Consider the following 16,939-nt stretch of genomic DNA (forward strand, 5'->3'; position numbering starts at 1 on the left):
TCGAGTTTTTTTGATAATCTTTTCCCGTATTTGTCGTCTATATATTCTAAATGCTGCATCCAAATCATTATATTGTACGTAACCATGTGATATGGGTAATGATCTGTAACATCTAACATCTTGGTTTCTCAAAAGGGGGAACATCACTTGGCACGAGCAACTTATCGCTTTGCTTTGTACCGCCGCATTGTCTGCGCTGCTATAGCGCTTTTGTTTATTTTTGGAGTAACCCGTGTACCCGAAGCTCATGCTGCTTATTGGGATGATGTATATCAAGGCTTTGAGCAGTTTTCACGTTTGCCAGGCGATGTATATCAGCTCAAGGAAAGCTACCGCCAAACACAGGAAGACCTGGAAAAGGCCCGTACCAGCATCGAGACCTACCAGAAGCAAAACGCCCAACTGCTGGAGCAAAATCGCAAGCTGAACGACACCGTTACAGAACTGAAAAATCTCCAAACCCAGCGCGATCAGACTTCACACCGAAATAAAATGCTCATCATCACGGCTATCATTCTGCTGGCCGGTTATTTTATAGGTATCCGACTGTTACGTTACGGGATGCGTCGACGCTCGGGAAGATACTAACTGCCTGAAAGGATGAAGGGTCTGAATGGACATACAAGCAGGACAACACCATGATGAAAGTGTCGGTTCGGTCGTAACGCTCGACCTGGCTGAAGGGGAAAAGCTGCACGTTCTGCATCCGCAGCAAATCATCGCCTATCGCGGACCCAGCTCAGGTCGCAGTGATAAGCTGATGAATATTAAAGGCATGTATCGCAAGCACAAACTGATTCAGGCCGATTTCACAGGCGCTTGCCGGCTAATTGCCGCACTTCCTCCTGGCTTTAGTCTGAAGATGATCAAGCTGGAAGGAAGCGACGATTTGCTATACGATTTCCGCAACCTGTTCTGGTACAGCGCCGGCATCCAAATGCGTACCAAGCTGCTAAGCATGAAAAACATGTTGTTTAGCCGTGATGTCATTAAAATGAAATTTGACGGTATCGGCCACATTGGCATTTTGACGCAGGGATTGGTATGTCAAGAACAGCTTCATCCGTCGGAGCCGATCTACGTCGATGCGAGCAGCGTCATTGCCTATCCCGAAAACGCCAAGCTGGAGTTAACCGTATATGGTAACCATTTGGCCAGCCAGCATATGAACTATCATTTTAAAATGACGGGGCACGGTACCGTACTATTTCATGCTGGTGAGCATCATCGGCGACTTCAGCAGGATATGAACGACGATGGCGTGATCAAGCGATTTTTAAGGGAAGTCATTCCATTTGGTGGAGTGTTTATCAAATAGCCCTGCCATGCTATAATGGCAATGCTATCAAGGAAGCTGTCTGTCCTTGTGGCAGCTGCTAATGAAGAAAATCCATGCATAACGCATGGGAGAGGTTCGCGAACTCCCTCTATAAAAAACTAACGATGCTTTGTCCTCCGCATTGAAAAATGAATTTGCGGGGCAAGGCCTGTTTTTTGTTGAAGCCGGTTCAAGAACTCTCCTTCTTCCACGTGACAAGACTCTGTGTCTTACACCATTCCCAGAAGATCGAGAGGTTTTTTTATGTTTACAAAAGAAAAAGCAGTCGTCGTATTCAGCGGCGGCCAAGACAGTACAACCTGTTTATTTTGGGCAAAAAAACATTTTGCCGAAGTAGAAACTGTGACGTTCGATTACGGTCAGCGCCACAAGCAGGAAATTGAAGTTGCCGCCGGAATCGCCAGCGAGCTGGGTGTTCCGCAAACGGTACTGGATATGAGCCTGCTCAACCAACTTGCCCCCAATGCCCTCACACGCACCGACATTGACATTACTCAAGAGGAAGGTGAACTGCCTAGCACCTTTGTAGACGGTCGTAATCTTTTGTTCCTGAGCTTCGCAGCGGTTCTCGCCAAGCAAAAAGGAGCGCGCCACATCATTACAGGCGTTTGCGAGACAGATTTCAGCGGCTATCCCGATTGCCGGGATTCCTTTATTAAATCGCTGAACGTCACACTGAACCTTTCGATGGACTATCCCTTTGTAATTCATACCCCGCTCATGTGGTTGAACAAGGCCGAAACCTGGCAAATGGCCGATGAGCTGAAAGCTTTTGAATTTGTAAGAACCCGTACACTAACGTGCTATAACGGCATCATTGGCGATGGCTGTGGCGAATGTCCTGCTTGCAATCTTCGTCGTGCGGGACTGGAGCAGTATCTTGCAGTTCGCGGCGCTTCGTCCCAAGGAGCTGAAGGCCATGCGTGAGCCAGGTACCTTTCGTATTGTCGACAAGCTCCAGCAGTTCGGGACAGACATTGAACACTCTCAGTTGCGTTATCACCGCAAGCGTGTACTTGTAAGCAAACAATTTACGTTCGATGCAGCCCACCATTTGCACTGTTACGAAGGCAAATGCAAAAATCTGCACGGACATACCTATATTGTCGTATTTGGCATAAGCGGCATACCGAGCGAAATAGGTCTGACGCTGGACTTTGGTGATATTAAAACGATCTGGAAAGAGCGAATTGAGCCTTTTCTGGACCACCGTTATTTGAATGAGACGCTTCCGCCAATGAATACAACGGCAGAAAACATGGTCGTCTGGATCTTTGAACAAATGGAGTCAGCCCTGACCTCGGATGCATACTGCAATCGTGTTGAAGGCGGACGTACCGAGTTTGTAAGACTATTCGAGACACCTACCAGCTACGCCGAATTCCGACGGGAGTGGATGTTCGATGAGTAATACTGTAACTGCTAATACTGTAACTACTCACCAACCTATGACAACCTCCGACAAGGCTAAAACAGCCCCTATTCCTGTACTGGAGGTGTTTGGTCCCACCGTTCAGGGCGAGGGTATGGTCATTGGCCGTAAAACGATGTTTGTTCGTACCGCAGGCTGCGATTACCGTTGCTCATGGTGCGACTCCGCCTTTACCTGGGACGGCAGCGCCAAGGATCAAATTCGCCGTCTGAGTGCCACAGATATTTGGCAGGAGCTACAGTCCATCGGCGGCGAACAGTTCTCGCATGTGACCCTTTCCGGAGGCAATCCCGCCCTGCTGCCACAGCTCGGGACGCTGATTACCCTGTTACGCAGTCAAGGCATTGCTACAGCGATCGAAACACAAGGCTCCCGTTGGCAGGAATGGCTGTACGATATTGATGAGGTGACCTTATCCCCGAAGCCGCCCAGCTCTGGCATGACGACCAACTGGGACGTGCTGGATGATATCGTGGTCCGTCTGACCAACCGGAAAATGGCTGGAGCCTCCAAGTCTACAACAAACGTCTCCATCACAACGTCCGCAAAGAAATCAGAGGATGAATCGGTCAGACTATATGCTGGAGCATGCAGCCTGAAGGTCGTCATCTTCGATGACACCGATCTTGCCTATGCCCGCACCGTTCATGAGCGCTATCCACACGTACCGTTGTTCCTCCAGACGGGTAATCCAGATGTGAACACGGAGAACACCGGGCAGATCGCAGAGTCTCTTTTACATCGTTATGAATGGCTTATCGACCGTGTCATGGACGATTCCCGGCTCAACGATGTAAGAGTACTCCCGCAGCTCCACACCCTCGTATGGGGCAACAAACGCGGCGTATAACATGCATATACAATATATTCCATGTGGTCTGTATGTGATACACAAGATACGCCAAATTCATCGTAGTACTTTTCAACATCTATAACTATAAATCAAGAGAAACCCTCGTCCGCGAGACGGGGTTTCTCAATAAAATAACGCTCCTTAAATATAAGGAGCGAAATTTCACTTCTGCCCAACCCACATGTAAACGGGTAGGGACTTTATGGTGATGACGGCGGTCGGCAGCGGAGCGGAGGATTTGAAGCTGGAGAAGCGTTAGCGTTCGCCTTTGAAATGGGATTCTAACCTATAGATCTTTTATCAGAAAGAATCCCATTTCAACAGCGATCGGAAGCTCAAATCCTTCGCGAAGCGTCGCCTAACCGAACCTCCCCACCATAACTCCCTCTCTCTTTTACCAAACTAAACCAACTTTAAGGAGCCTCACTCAATATGACCGGAAGAAAACCTGAAGAAATGACCGACGTTACCCTACTTGGCAATCAAGGCACACAATACACATTTGCCTATGATCCCGCCATTCTCGAAAGCTTTGATAATAAACACCCGTACCGCGATTATTTTGTAAAATTCAATTGTCCAGAGTTCACCAGCCTTTGCCCGATTACAGGACAGCCTGATTTTGCGACCATCTACATCAGCTACATTCCTGATATTAAAATGGTTGAAAGCAAGTCCCTTAAGCTGTACCTATTCAGCTTCCGCAACCACGGTGATTTCCATGAAGACTGCGTCAATATCATCATGAATGACTTGATTAAGCTGATGGACCCTCGCTACATTGAAGTATGGGGCAAATTTACGCCACGCGGCGGTATCTCTATCGACCCGTACACCAACTACGGCAAGCCGGGAACGAAGTATGAGCAAATCGCAGAACACCGTATGATGAACCATGACATGTATCCAGAGACGGTGGATAATCGATAGGCTGATCCCCTCAACTCATTCGCTACAAATATAAATAAGGGGCTGTCCCAATAGTCATAAAATGACTCAAGGACAGCCCCTATGTTTCTAGTCTATCAAAATAATCCATAAAAAATTTGCGCTTGTGGCGTCGTTTACACACTCAGATCAAATTTTGATTTTTTATATTCATAAGGGGTTTTCCCCATAACTTCCTTAAAAGCTTTTCTAAACGATTTTTCATTTGGAAAGCCTGCCTCGTAAGAGATTTCTGTAAGTGACTTATTCGTTGTTTCCAATAAATCGATCGCCTTTTCCAAACAAAGAATTTGCTTGTACTCCGTAAACGTCTGACCTGTATATTCATGAAACATTCTCGACAAATAGGCCTCTGAATAGCCGCAGATTCGGGCTGTTTTCGCTAGGCTAATATTTTCAGCGTAATGTTCTTTAATAAAGTCCATGATCGTCTTTATCTTTTGCTGCTTTTCACTAAATACCTCCGGCTGTAGGTCTGCTGCCTGACTAAAATGATTAACGAGCAAATACTTAAGTTCAATAATTCGGCTTTGCTCTAAAATATAGTCATATTTCCCTTTGGAAATATGCAGGTTATATATATCCATAAATAACTCTCTTAATTTAGAAAGTATAGTATGTTCAACTTGTTGCTCTTGCGTGTTTAATTGGATGAATACTTGTTCATTGGCAAAAAAGGTAGCTGGAAATTGCAATACAACGACCTGGTTTTCCGTAATACTTTGGGTGGAGTGCGGTACATTGCTATTAATGAACAGTGCATCCTTTTCCATCAAAATGGTTATTTTTCCTTCATGCCACACCTTAAGACTTCCACTTGTACAATAAATTAATTCCATATTACTGTGAAAATGCATAGGGATGACTCTTTCTGTATCTGTCGATTGAAACATAAAGAGGTTAATCATTTTTCTTCTGTCTATTTCAATATGTTCATATATTTTCTTCATACGACACCTCATCAACCAGCTATGAGTAATCAACAGTAATTATATTCAGTCATATACTCTAATACTCATACTATACCGATAGTAAAATGCCTACACAAGCTGAAATCTCTTCAGTCGACTAAGACAAAAAAAGGCAGTTCTTCTCGCAAACGGAGAAATGAACAGCCTTTCCTTGCCTACTTGTAGCTCTCAGGTAAAAGATAAGAATAAAGTTTTAATGATTGATTATGGCTCCACATTCCTGCAGCTGATAAATCTCAATTTCCCCTTCATTATCTCCTGCATCAAGCATCACACTGCGCTGTTCCGTATCTTCCAAGAAATAACGCAGAGAAAATACTTCCTCGCCTTCGTTCACATAAATCTCCAGACTTGAGCTTTCTATAAATATTTGCATGTCTACAAGTTGATTGGCTAATGTTGCTTTTCTGTACTCCCTCTGGTTCGTCAACCAGTTGGTTCTCCATATGGTTAAACTGTTTTCTTCCAAATCATAGTCAATTTCCACCGCATTTCTGACTATCATTTTGAAGTTCTCTGTAAGCTTCGAAAAATGAACATTGCACTCCACCTGTAGGGAAGGCAGCAGCCAAACCCTATTTTTGTGAATGTTCTCCTTGGAATGTACACCGTCCATTCTTAGCAATTGTAATTCCGGCAATGGTTTCTGGTATAGCACACCGTTAGACAATACGATTTCTCTAGGAAGAGTCAGCGCATGAATCCAGCCTTCCTGAATGGTGGGAACAGCCCTCTCTGCTTCTTCATTCATGGCGCTCATCCATCCGAACATAATGGTTCTATCATTCACCTTGAATGATTGTGGCGCGTAGAAATCAAACCCCCGATCAAGCTCTTTAAAATGGGCAAGGTTTCCGTTGAATTTTCCTGTACTCGTTAATTTCCCAACAACATATCCCGATTGGTTAGGGTTTCTATAATATTCGCCTGCTTCTGGTAAGCCCTGAGGAGAGAACACAAAAATATCATTTTCCGCAAATTGAAGTAGATCAGGGCATTCCCACATATATCCGAATTCATGATCATGGTCCAAAAATGATCCTTGGCATTCCCAATCAGACAAATTTATAGATTTGTAGATAAGCGTATCTCCAGTCAAATCCTCTCTTTGAGCGCCAACGATCAGCCACCAGTTCCCGTTCCGATCTCTCCATACTTTCGGGTCTCGGACATGTCTGGTATAGCCTTGTGGATGTTCAAACAAAGGACCCATTTTCTCGAAATGCTCCCCATCTTCCGAAATGGCTACGCATTGATAGCTTTCTCGGACTCCATCTTCCCTGATTACATTTCCTGTGTAAAACAGATACAGCTTTTCATCATGGACTATGGCGCCTCCGGAATAAATGCCGTCCTTGTCATACCATTCCGAAGGCTCAAGCGCGATGCCTTTCCTTTGCCAATGCACCAGATCGCTCGAAACTACATGGCCCCAGCATTTATTTCGATGTTCGGTTCCTTTGGGGTTCCACTGATAGAACACATGATATTGTTGATTGAAAAAGGCAAGTCCATTAGGATCGTTTAATAGCCCGTAAGGAGGAGTAATATGATATTTAAGATGATAAGCGTCGCTTTTATTCATGTTTATCCTCCGGTAACAAAGTAAAACTAAAGCTTAGCAAAATGTCCTGTGAGCTTGAACCGATATAAACCTCAAATTCACCTGGCTCACTCTTGTATTCCATTTCACGCCCGTAAAATTTGAGCATGTCTTCATCAATTGAAAATTCCACAACTGTAGTCTCGCCGCTTTGTAGTAATACTTTTCTAAAGTCTTTTAATTCTTTCACTGGCCTTGCAACACTTGCAAATTTATCGCGAATATATAATTGAATCGTTTCTTTTCCATCATACGTTCCAGTGTTGGATACAGAAAGACGGATATCCACTGACTCATTTGTTTTTATTTCCTTTTGGCTGACGGTTAATAGACTGTATTCAAATGAGGTATAAGATAAACCGTAGCCAAACGGATACAAGGGTTCGTTCACTTCATCTATATATCGGGATGCAAAGCGGTAAGAGCCATTTTCCTTTAAATTCGGTCTCCCTGTATTCAGCTCATTGTAGTAGATCGGAATTTGACCGACGCTACGTGGAAAGGTCATTGCTAATTTCCCGGACGGATTTACTTTCCCATACAATATATTAGCCAGTGCTTCTCCGCCCATCGTTCCTGGATACCAGGCCTGAACTATAGCGTCAACCTTTTCAACAACATCGGTAAGGATCAAAGGTCTTCCACTATATACGATCAGAACGATCCTTTTGCCCAATAAGCTTAATTCATGAAGTAATCTCAATTGCGGCTCTGGCAGCGTCGGATTCGTTCGTGATCCACCTTCTCCGCTCTGATAAATACTTTCTCCCAAGGCAAGGATTATGACCTCTGCTTCATTTGCATGCCTAATGGCTTCTTGCAGTAGATCTTCCTCGGACCTGGTTTCAACAGCCAGTTTGTCCGCATATTTATCGAACGTTTCCCTTGCATCAAGAGGTAGCAGATAACTTCCTCTACATACCGAGAGATTGTCGGGGCCAACAAGCTGTAACAACCCCGTTTTCAAATTAATAGTGTCTGTCTGCTCTCCCTTGATCGCCCACATACCCAGGGTGGAATTTTCTTCTGCATAGGGACCCATTAAAGCTATCTTCGTTTCCTTTGACAATGGCAATACATTATTTTCGTTTTTCAGCAGCACAACGGATTCTTCTGCCAAGGACAGTGCCGCTTGTTTATGTTCGTCTGACAGAATGCTGCTGGTTGAACGTTTAACGATTTCCTGTAATCCGCGGAATGGGTCCTCAAACAGCCCCAAATCATTTTTCAGATTTAAGACACGGTATACAGCTTCATTCAGAAGCTCCAGCATATAGTCGTTACCAGATATTACATTCTCCAATTGATTAGCGTACACTGCCGTTTTCATATCCACATCCACGCCCGCCAACAGTGCCAGCCTGGCAGCGGAAGCCTCGTCTTCGGCATAACCATGCATGATTAACTCTTCAATAGCGGCGTAATCCGAGATCAATACACCGTCAAAATTCATTTCCTGTCTTAGTACGTCACGGTTAAGCCACTCGTTTCCAGTCGCAGGTATCCCATTCAACGTATTAAAAGCCGTCATGACAAGCTTGGCGCCCGCTTCTATTGCTGCTTGATATCCAGGTAAATAATATTCTCGCAATGCATGCTCCGATAGATCCACGGCATTGTATTCACGTCCCGCTACAGGTGCTCCATAAGCGGCAAAATGCTTGACACAAGCAGCAATTTTATTAGCTGGTACGGCTCCATCTTCCAAGTTGCTGCCCTGGATTCCCAGAACTACGCTTTGCGCATATTTCTGTGCCAGCAAGGTATCTTCTCCAGGTGATTCCATCACCCGCCCCCAGCGAGGATCTCTAACCATATCTACCATGGGGGAAAAGGTTACATGAATGCCTTCCTCGTAGCACTCCTGAGCAGCAATCGAAGCAGCATTCTCTATCCCCTCATAGTTCCAGCTACATGCTTGAGCGATCGGAATTGGGAAAATGGTTCGATAGCCATAGATAATATCCGCCATGAATAACAGTGGAATTTTATGAACCGATTTTTCCAAATAATCGGTTTGCAACCGGATTATTTTTTCCGGGTTGGTAATGTTTAATATGGAGCCCGTGTTATAAATATTATAGTCCGTGTTTAGCCCCAATTTTTTCAAAGGACCCGTCACAACCGTATCCATGTCTCCTTCAAAAAAATCACCAGTCAGTTGGATGAGCTGGCCGATCTTCTCTTCTATTGAAAGACTATTCAATTTTTCAAGCAATGTTTTGTTGTCCATGATTTTCTCCACCAAATTTTATTTATTCTCTATTTGTTCTCTATTTGTTCTCTATTTTTTCTTTAAATCCAAAGATCCACGTCAACGCAAATGCTACACCAAAACCGATTAAACAAACTAAAGCATACAGAAAAATTTGATTATTCAGATACAATAACAAGCCAGGTATAGCTGTAATCGACATGCCTGTGGCTTGAACATTAAAGATACGTGCGAAGAATCCTCCAACCGCTCCTCCAATCAAGCCCATCACGAATGGTTTACCATACCGAATGTTCACCCCAAAAATTGCCGGTTCTGTAATGCCCAGCAGTGCAGACACGGCAGAAGGATAGGCAATAGATTTGGTTTTTAATCTTTTCGATTTCAGGCCGACAGCTAACGCCGCACCTGCTTGTGCACAAATAGAGGCCGAGCTGATCGGGTTAACCATATTCCAGCCGCCATCCACCAGCATCTGTATTTCGATCAGGTTGAGCGCATGGTGCAGTCCGGTAACGACAATAATCTGATTAATGCCACCATAAATAAACCCGCCAATGCCAAATGGCAATTTCAAAATAGCTGTAACGGCCGATAATATTAAAACCTCTACCTCATGGAAGATGGGACCAATCACGAACAAGCCCAGTACCAGTGTGAGCAACAATGTCAGAAACGGTGTCAGAATCAAGTCCAATGCCTCAGGAACGGATTTCCTGATTCTTTTCTCCATCATCGCTCCCACGATCCCTATAATGAACGCCGGCAGAACGGAACCCTGATAGCCTGCGATTTTAATGAAGCCCAAAAACAAAAGAGGCTCCTTCACATGTTGAGCGACATCCCAGGAAGTAGGTAAAGAAGGACTTACCAGCATGAGTCCGAGCAAAATTCCCAAGATCGGCGACCCGCCAAACACTCTGAATGCAGACCAGCAGACCAGCACGGGTAAAAAGGCAAAAGCAGTATCGGTCAGTATTTGCGTAAATAATATGAAATTCGCAGAAATATCATCCGGTGTAAGTCCAAATAACTGTAGCAGTGCAGGCTGAGTTACCAAGCCCCTAACTCCCATAAACAAGCCGGTAGCTACCAATGCTGGGATAATGGGAACGAATACATCCCCAAAAACCCGGATCATTCTTTTGAAAAAGTTATCATCTTGCGTGGAGGCCTTCTCTTTCAGCTCTGCCTTTGATGTAGCAGATACGTTCTGGCCGACCATCGCTTCGTAAACTTTGTTCACGGTACCGGTTCCAAAAATAATCTGGTATTGTCCGGAGGTAAAAAAGACCCCTTTTGCCTTATCAATATTTTCAATAAATTCATCATCAATAATATCCCTGTCTTTTACAATCAATCTCAACCGTGTAGCACAATGTGCCATGGAAATAATATTGTCTTCTCCACCAAGCCCTTTAATGACATCCTGGGCTATTTTAACGTATTCTTTCTCAAGACTCATCAGTCTTCTTCCTTTCCTCTGTTCCTCTTAGTTAGTCTGAACCTTTAAAACTTGGACTAATATGCTTCTTAAGAATAACATGACTGCGCTTTCAAACAGTGCGATTATTTTACTACATTAAGGTCAAATTTTGACCTTTTTATACCCTTGGCTATAAATAACTCCGAAAAATAGGCTTTATACTGGAACAAAAAATGCACCTTCAGAATGGGCACTGGATAACTTCATGGTTTATCCGGTGTATTCCAAAGGTGCTCTTTTTATTATCCTATTTGGTTACTTCGTGACTTTCAACTGAACACGATCAGCTGTATAGACAACCTTCACTTTATAGTTGCTCGGCAAACCTGCTACTTCGATGGAAGAAAATTCCCCGCTTCGTTTACCGTAGGTTAAAATGGTCGCACCGCTAGCTGGTACATATTTGTTAGCAAAATTCAGGCGTAATTTTCCGTTAAGTTGGGCGGTTCCCTTAATTTTGAGTACATCATTTTTACTTTGCAGATTGAGTTCAAGCTTGCCCTTGGCTGTTTGTTTGTAATTGCTGCCAACAATCAGCTTTCCAGCATTGTTTTTAAGAAGAGTTCCCCCGTTATTTGTAACTGTACCACTTCCGAAAGCTGTCTCCGAATTACCTTCAAGTATACCTTGATCGATCTGTGTACCACCGGAATACGTATTGCTACCCATAAGCTTCAACGTACCTGTTCCCTTTTTAATCAGCTTTCCAACACCAGAAATATGGTTGCGCCAGCGATCCAATGCATTGAAACCGCCTTTGGAAGCGTCCATATTCACCGTAACATTATTGGCAAAAGCACCGTAGCCGTCCGCAGCGGAAAACAGGTTCAAGCGTCCCCATCCTTCGGCATCGTCAAGCACAGGATAACCGGATGGAAGGCCTGTAGTGGCCAATACCCAACGGCGTTGTGTGCTGTCAAGGTAAGGTTGACGTGTCTCCAACAGCACTTCAGCTCCCTTAGGTACTGTCATGGGCGTCGTAGCTGGATTAATCTGACTGAATCCATACGTTAATCGTTCATTATAATTTTTTTTGTTCGTAGCATAATTGCTGAAACGATCTGGGGCTGTACCTTTTTGGGACAGCAATTGTTTATGAGCATCCTGGTAAGCTGCTTTCTTCAAGTTGCTATTGGCTGGATCAGACAGGATCGCAGCAGCCATCGCTGTTGCCATGACGCGTCCTCCCATAACATCAAGCGGGGAATGCATCCCAGCAACAACACGATTATTGCCCAGCTCCGAAGCTCGTGTCAGCAATTCCTGATAACGCTCCGGCATGGCATAGGCCATAGCTATAGAACTGAGGTATGCAGCATTGGTATGACCGCTAGGAAAGCCGCCATCATTAGTAGCATCAGATTTGAGGGCAGGGATCAGACTTGGAACAACTACTGAATTGTCGCTCCAGCGGAACGGACGAGGATAACTAAAGTAAGATTTGGCCGGGTTCGTCGTAGAGTAGTCCCCACGCAAGGTATTGACCAGATTCACGACGTTGCCGAGACTGGAACTGGTATCCCCTGCATTCGTTCCCTCATCTTCATATTTTTTAGTTGTGGCATCGGCCGGAACGTCGTTGATTGTTGTCGTGGCACCTGCCTTCTTTCGATATATATCAGTCAGCGAACCCAGACCGTCGATTACACTGTAGCTCTGATTTCGGCGGTCGTCCAAATAAGCCGCATCGGCCTCACTGGAAGTGCGACGGGCAGCAATATCAATCACTTTTTGAATATTAGCGTCCAGTACACTGCTATTTAGCTTAGTCCCTGTGTCCCAGGTAGCCCCAGGAGTCCAAAGCTTATTAAATTCAGAGAGCAACCCGAGAGTCGGATTGGAGCTTTCCGTCTTATTAGCAGAACTATTATTTTTGTAATGATCTACGAAATATCCCCATGACGGTTCTGTTGGAGTTACTGTTGTTGGCAGTGTTGCTGCACTCGCGTAATTTCCACCCAGAGAACCTAGAAGTAATGGTACAGATAATAATGCAACTGATAGTGGTTTTCTTAGCAATTTCATTCTCAAATCAGATCCTCTCTTTTCTTGTGCCCTTCATACTTTCTCTTCAGAGCTATCACCTATACAACAAGTTGTATGACATAAAGAATCATATCTTAAGTTTGTTAAATAAAGAGCCTAGTTTTGTTAAATTCTTCTTGCTTATTTATATGTAAAAGGAATATCAACAACATTCAACATAGAATAGTTTTTATTGTTTGTAATACTTTCACCATGTTGATATGTGCTTATGATCAATATAGTTGGTGTATTGGACCATAAAATCTAATTAAGGTAGGTTGTCTTATGAGCGAGGAAACTATTGCTTTCAAATGTGGAGCGTGTAAACAGATACCAGATAAACCCCTGTTAGAAAACAAAGATTTTGAGATTGTAGCCATCGAAGATGCTATGGACTGGGCGGATTTCAAACATCATACTCCAGATCTAAATAATGAAATATGGGAGAGAGCATTGATACCTCCGGTAAAAGGTGATTCAAAAAAGTACAAGTATATTTTCCTTTTCATATGTCCGTTGGAGAAACTTTTTGGACTTTATTCAAACCTGCTTATTCACATTTTAATGGTTGGGAAGAGCAGCCTGATGAGATCAACTTCTCTGCGTTTATTAAATGTAGATTTGAAGACATCATATCGGAAAATGAAAAAAGAGCTTGGATCACTGTCAGAGTGGAGGAAGTCCTGCTATTGAAAAATGTATGTAATGAAATGCCACCCCGTGATGGAACAGGATATCTGGATTCATTTCATATGTTTGGAGAGGCTCAGCTATTGCAATATAAGGATTGGATTCTTCTTGATGCAAACGCACAAAGTAATCTTGGGATTTGGGCATTAATTAAAAGAGTTAAGGATGATAACCATTTGGTGGCATATGGCGAATGGGAATTTCATTCCAATTTAGTCTACTGTGGAAATCTAATAATCCCTGAAGACGAGTTGAACCAATTCATGCATGTTAGAGAGTAAAATGATAAGTAAAGGATATCTTATACAGATACAATACACTCAGAGCGAGATAATCTGTTGTAAATTAAAGGATCGAGCAATAAAGAGTATCCAGCAGGATGGGCAAGCAGCGATGAGTAAATAGGGACTTTATCCCACTTTCAGCCATTTGCTGCAAATGGATTGCTTCCTATATCTTAAAATATACATACATACCCGGAGGTTGCCATGACTACTAAATCTGCTACAAAAAAAGAAACGGGCCAGTCGCTCCCCCTCCAGGGGCCGCAAGCGAAAGGTACCGTTTTTGCGATTCTGATTGCGATCAGTTTCGTCCATCTGTTCAATGACTCGATTCAATCGGTCATTCCAGCGATCTTTCCGATCCTGAAGGAATCTATGAGCCTGAGCTACACGCAGATCGGCTGGATTTCATTCGCCATCAACTTTACAGCTTCGATCATGCAGCCTGTCATTGGCTTGTTTTCGGACAAACGACCTACGCCCGCTATCCTTCCCATCGGTATGGGCTTTACGCTGACCGGCATGCTGCTGCTCGCCTATGCTGCCGATTATAAAGCGGTGCTAATCGCAGTCATCTTCGTAGGTCTGGGCTCAGCTGCCTTTCACCCGGAAGGCTCGCGCGTGTCCCATATGGCGGCAGGATCACGCCGGGGATTGGCACAATCCATTTTCCAGGTTGGCGGCAATGCAGGCCAATCGCTGGCACCGATGCTCACAAGCTGGATTTTTATCCCGTTGGGGCAATTTGGCGCCATCTGGTTCACAGGTATTGCGGCAGCCGGGATTGTAGTGCAGTCATTCATTGCCCGCTGGTACGGTAACGTCCTCCGTACAGAAGGCATTGCACGCAAAAAAGCGGCGACACGCCGCATGAAACCCGAAGTGCGCAGCCGTATTATGTTTGCCATGATTGTCCTCATTCTGCTGGTATTTGTCCGTTCGTGGTATTCGACCTCGGTGGGAAGCTACTATTCGTTTTACTTGATGGAAGTATTTAAAATGCCATTGGCGGATGCACAGCTGTACATTTTCCTGTTCCTCGGGGCTGGAGCGCTAGGTACCTTCTTTGGTGGTCCGCTGGCAGACCGTTTTGGTAAACGCAATATGATTTTTCTGTCCATGGTATTAGCTGCACCGCTGGCGCTGCTATTGCCTTATGCCAACCAATTCTGGACAGCGATCCTGCTGGCGATTATTGGATTTATTATGTTGTCCAGCTTTTCGGTCACAGTCGTATATGCACAGATGCTCGTGCCTGGCAAAATCGGGACGGTGTCCGGTCTCATTACGGGCCTGGCCTTTGGCCTTGGCGGTGTAGGTGCACTCGTGCTCGGCAACTGGATCGACAAAGTAGGCATCACCAACATTATGTTCCTATGCGGCTTTTTGCCACTGCTCGGCATTTTAACCTTCTTACTTCCTACAGACAAAACCCTGAATCGCTGGGCGGAAGAAAATGGAGCCGAAGTGTAACAGGCTGACGTGCGGCGGCCAACTAGGCCGCTGCACACCTTTATAGCAAAGGTTTTGTAGCAAAGTAACGTAATTCCCCACTTCTACTCCAATCCATTCTCTTCTTCTGCCAAACGCATCAAAATACGGCGCTTCCGATATAGCATTTTCCCTGCTTCAGCTACGTCACTAATAGCGCTTCGATTGGCAATGGAGCCAAACAAAATCCCCGCAATCGGGACCATTTGCAGCAGCTTTTTCCATCCAAACTGATCACGATAGGTGTTAATGATTTCTTTCCAACCCTGCATCTGGGAAAAAACCTGTGCCTGACGTGAAGGATCATCGAACAAGGCCAGTTCCTCTAATACAGCTTTCTTCCCCACAATATCAGATGAAGCGAATTGCATACATTTAATAATAAAAATGCGCTCCTGCTTATCATGGGGGTTAAATCCATAACACAAAGCGATTTCCTGAAACACCTTGAGTGACAAGCCAAGCAAAATAGGGATATCCGCCGCAATTGTAAATACACCGCCAATTCCCGTGGTTGCTCCCTGAGCGGTGGCAAAGGTAATGCGACCCGACGTCATCTCGTCCGCAGTCTGATCCATGATCGTTAGCGGAAGCTCAGCCGCCTGCTTCAAATCCCACGTGGATTCGGCACTATGTTCTGCATCTGCATTTTCCCCGGAATGGGGCTGATTCTCCGTATCCGAGGCGGAAGCTGCACCATTTTGCTGAATCATATATTCACGGGCCGTCTTGTTCAGCTTACTCAGGACTGTTTCTTCTTTCACCAAATATTTGCCACCATTTTGAATGAAGCTACCCATCTCGTTAAGCAACTGCTCCAGCTTGTCCTTAATGATTTTGGGCGTCAGCCGATCCAACAGCATAAAGGGCCATCTGCCGATTTTTTCCCAGAAAAAAATATCCTTCTGCTCCTTCTCCCACTTTTCAATCTGCTTCAGCTCTTGGTGCAATACATCCTGACTTTCCCGATATTCTATAAGCGGCTTCATAAGCGTAGACGTCTCCTTTTGACTATGCTAGTTTATGTATGGATAATACGTAAGTAAGGCGAGTTCAGGTTTCTTTTTTTAGCAAACGAGATGTATAGTAAGTTAAAATTTGTACAGATCGGAGTGTAATGATGAATAATATAGGGCTTGTCCCTTACCATTGTGAGCATGAAGCGATTTTACATACCTTTTATTTGCCCGAGGAGCAGAAGCAATTTACTGGAATGCCAGCTGAAATGCTGGCACTGGCCAAGGAAGATCCACACCGCCATCCTGTCGTGATTACGGCTACTGGAAGGCCGGTTGGATTTTTCATTTTATACGATGGAGATGAATTAGCAGACTATACGAATACTTCTGTGGCACTGCTACTGCGTGCATTTTCAATTAACTACGCAGATCAAGGACATGGGTTTGCTAAACAAGGACTGCTTCTGCTACCACAGTTCATCTCTACACACTTTCCACATATTCGCGAGATTGTACTGGGCGTCAATGCCCGTAATCTTGCTGCCCAAAGTCTATATCTCAAATGCGGTTTTATCGATGAAGGTAACACTAAAATGGGACAACACGGCTTGCAGCATATTTTTAAAATGAGCGTATAACGCTG

Annotated in this window: 15 protein-coding genes and 1 riboswitch; of the genes, 9 read left to right on the plus strand and 6 right to left on the minus strand. The window is 44.5% G+C overall.

The window, feature by feature from the left end; genetic code table 11:
• Window positions 1-147 precede the first annotated feature (147 nt).
• The 6 genes from G7035_RS03015 to queF all read left to right on the plus strand — a co-directional run bounded on the left by G7035_RS03015 (window position 148) and on the right by queF (window position 4,554).
• On the plus strand, window positions 148-588 hold the full coding sequence (locus G7035_RS03015; RefSeq protein ID WP_016821330.1) for an SH3 domain-containing protein: 441 nt from the start codon (window positions 148-150) through the stop codon (window positions 586-588).
• Between the two features lie 25 nt (window positions 589-613).
• Window positions 614-1,318 carry an AIM24 family protein gene (locus G7035_RS03020; protein WP_017426401.1) on the plus strand — a complete coding sequence of 235 codons (705 nt, stop codon included), beginning with the start codon at window positions 614-616 and terminating at the stop codon, window positions 1,316-1,318.
• 85 nt (window positions 1,319-1,403) lie between these two features.
• A riboswitch (PreQ1 riboswitch) is annotated at window positions 1,404-1,447 on the plus strand.
• Window positions 1,448-1,582: 135 nt separating this feature from the next.
• Complete coding sequence (gene queC / locus G7035_RS03025; protein ID WP_019686361.1) at window positions 1,583-2,266, plus strand: 7-cyano-7-deazaguanine synthase QueC; 684 nt, start codon at window positions 1,583-1,585, stop codon at window positions 2,264-2,266.
• Window positions 2,259-2,750, plus strand: coding sequence for a 6-carboxytetrahydropterin synthase QueD (gene queD / locus G7035_RS03030; protein ID WP_019686360.1), 492 nt, complete (start codon window positions 2,259-2,261; stop codon window positions 2,748-2,750). Before queC ends, queD begins: the two co-directional genes overlap by 8 nt.
• Window positions 2,743-3,621, plus strand: coding sequence for a 7-carboxy-7-deazaguanine synthase QueE (gene queE, locus G7035_RS03035; protein ID WP_019686359.1), 879 nt, complete (start codon window positions 2,743-2,745; stop codon window positions 3,619-3,621). The genes queD and queE overlap by 8 nt, the downstream gene beginning before the upstream one ends.
• A 435-nt stretch (window positions 3,622-4,056) precedes the next feature.
• A complete protein-coding gene (gene queF / locus G7035_RS03040; RefSeq protein ID WP_017426398.1) occupies window positions 4,057-4,554 on the plus strand; it encodes a preQ(1) synthase in 498 nt (165 codons plus the stop codon).
• A gap of 134 nt (window positions 4,555-4,688) precedes the next feature.
• Here the strand turns inward: queF and G7035_RS03045 are convergent, their stop codons facing one another.
• From G7035_RS03045 to G7035_RS03065, 5 genes are all read right to left on the minus strand, one after another.
• Window positions 4,689-5,522, minus strand: coding sequence for an AraC family transcriptional regulator (locus G7035_RS03045; protein ID WP_019686358.1), 834 nt, complete (start codon window positions 5,520-5,522; stop codon window positions 4,689-4,691).
• A gap of 214 nt (window positions 5,523-5,736) precedes the next feature.
• Window positions 5,737-7,128, minus strand: a complete 1,392-nt coding sequence (locus G7035_RS03050) for a glycoside hydrolase family 32 protein (protein ID WP_019686357.1) — start codon at window positions 7,126-7,128, stop codon at window positions 5,737-5,739.
• Complete coding sequence (gene bglX, locus G7035_RS03055) at window positions 7,121-9,379, minus strand: beta-glucosidase BglX (RefSeq protein WP_019686356.1); 2,259 nt, start codon at window positions 9,377-9,379, stop codon at window positions 7,121-7,123. Before bglX ends, G7035_RS03050 begins: the two co-directional genes overlap by 8 nt.
• A 40-nt stretch (window positions 9,380-9,419) precedes the next feature.
• Window positions 9,420-10,826 carry a sucrose-specific PTS transporter subunit IIBC gene (locus G7035_RS03060; protein WP_017426394.1) on the minus strand — a complete coding sequence of 469 codons (1,407 nt, stop codon included), beginning with the start codon at window positions 10,824-10,826 and terminating at the stop codon, window positions 9,420-9,422.
• A 276-nt stretch (window positions 10,827-11,102) separates the two neighbouring features.
• Window positions 11,103-12,872, minus strand: coding sequence for an acid phosphatase (locus tag G7035_RS03065; protein WP_019686355.1), 1,770 nt, complete (start codon window positions 12,870-12,872; stop codon window positions 11,103-11,105).
• 509 nt (window positions 12,873-13,381) lie between these two features.
• Between G7035_RS03065 and G7035_RS03070 the strand changes: the two genes are divergently transcribed.
• Both G7035_RS03070 and G7035_RS03075 read left to right on the plus strand, forming a co-directional pair.
• Window positions 13,382-13,843, plus strand: a complete 462-nt coding sequence (locus G7035_RS03070; RefSeq protein WP_230877817.1) for a hypothetical protein — start codon at window positions 13,382-13,384, stop codon at window positions 13,841-13,843.
• 207 nt (window positions 13,844-14,050) lie between these two features.
• Entirely contained in the window at window positions 14,051-15,319 is a 1,269-nt protein-coding gene (locus G7035_RS03075; protein WP_019686352.1) for an MFS transporter, read from the plus strand.
• Between the two features lie 83 nt (window positions 15,320-15,402).
• On the opposite strand, the gene G7035_RS03080 is transcribed toward G7035_RS03075, so the two are convergent.
• Window positions 15,403-16,326, minus strand: coding sequence for an EcsC family protein (locus tag G7035_RS03080; protein WP_019686351.1), 924 nt, complete (start codon window positions 16,324-16,326; stop codon window positions 15,403-15,405).
• A gap of 131 nt (window positions 16,327-16,457) precedes the next feature.
• Here G7035_RS03080 and G7035_RS03085 point away from each other — a divergent pair, with 131 nt between their 5' ends.
• A complete protein-coding gene (locus tag G7035_RS03085) occupies window positions 16,458-16,934 on the plus strand; it encodes a GNAT family N-acetyltransferase (RefSeq protein ID WP_019686350.1) in 477 nt (158 codons plus the stop codon).
• The last annotated feature ends 5 nt before the right edge of the window (window positions 16,935-16,939 follow it).

This window comes from Paenibacillus polymyxa (genome assembly GCF_015710975.1).
Lineage (GTDB): Bacteria > Bacillota > Bacilli > Paenibacillales > Paenibacillaceae > Paenibacillus > Paenibacillus polymyxa.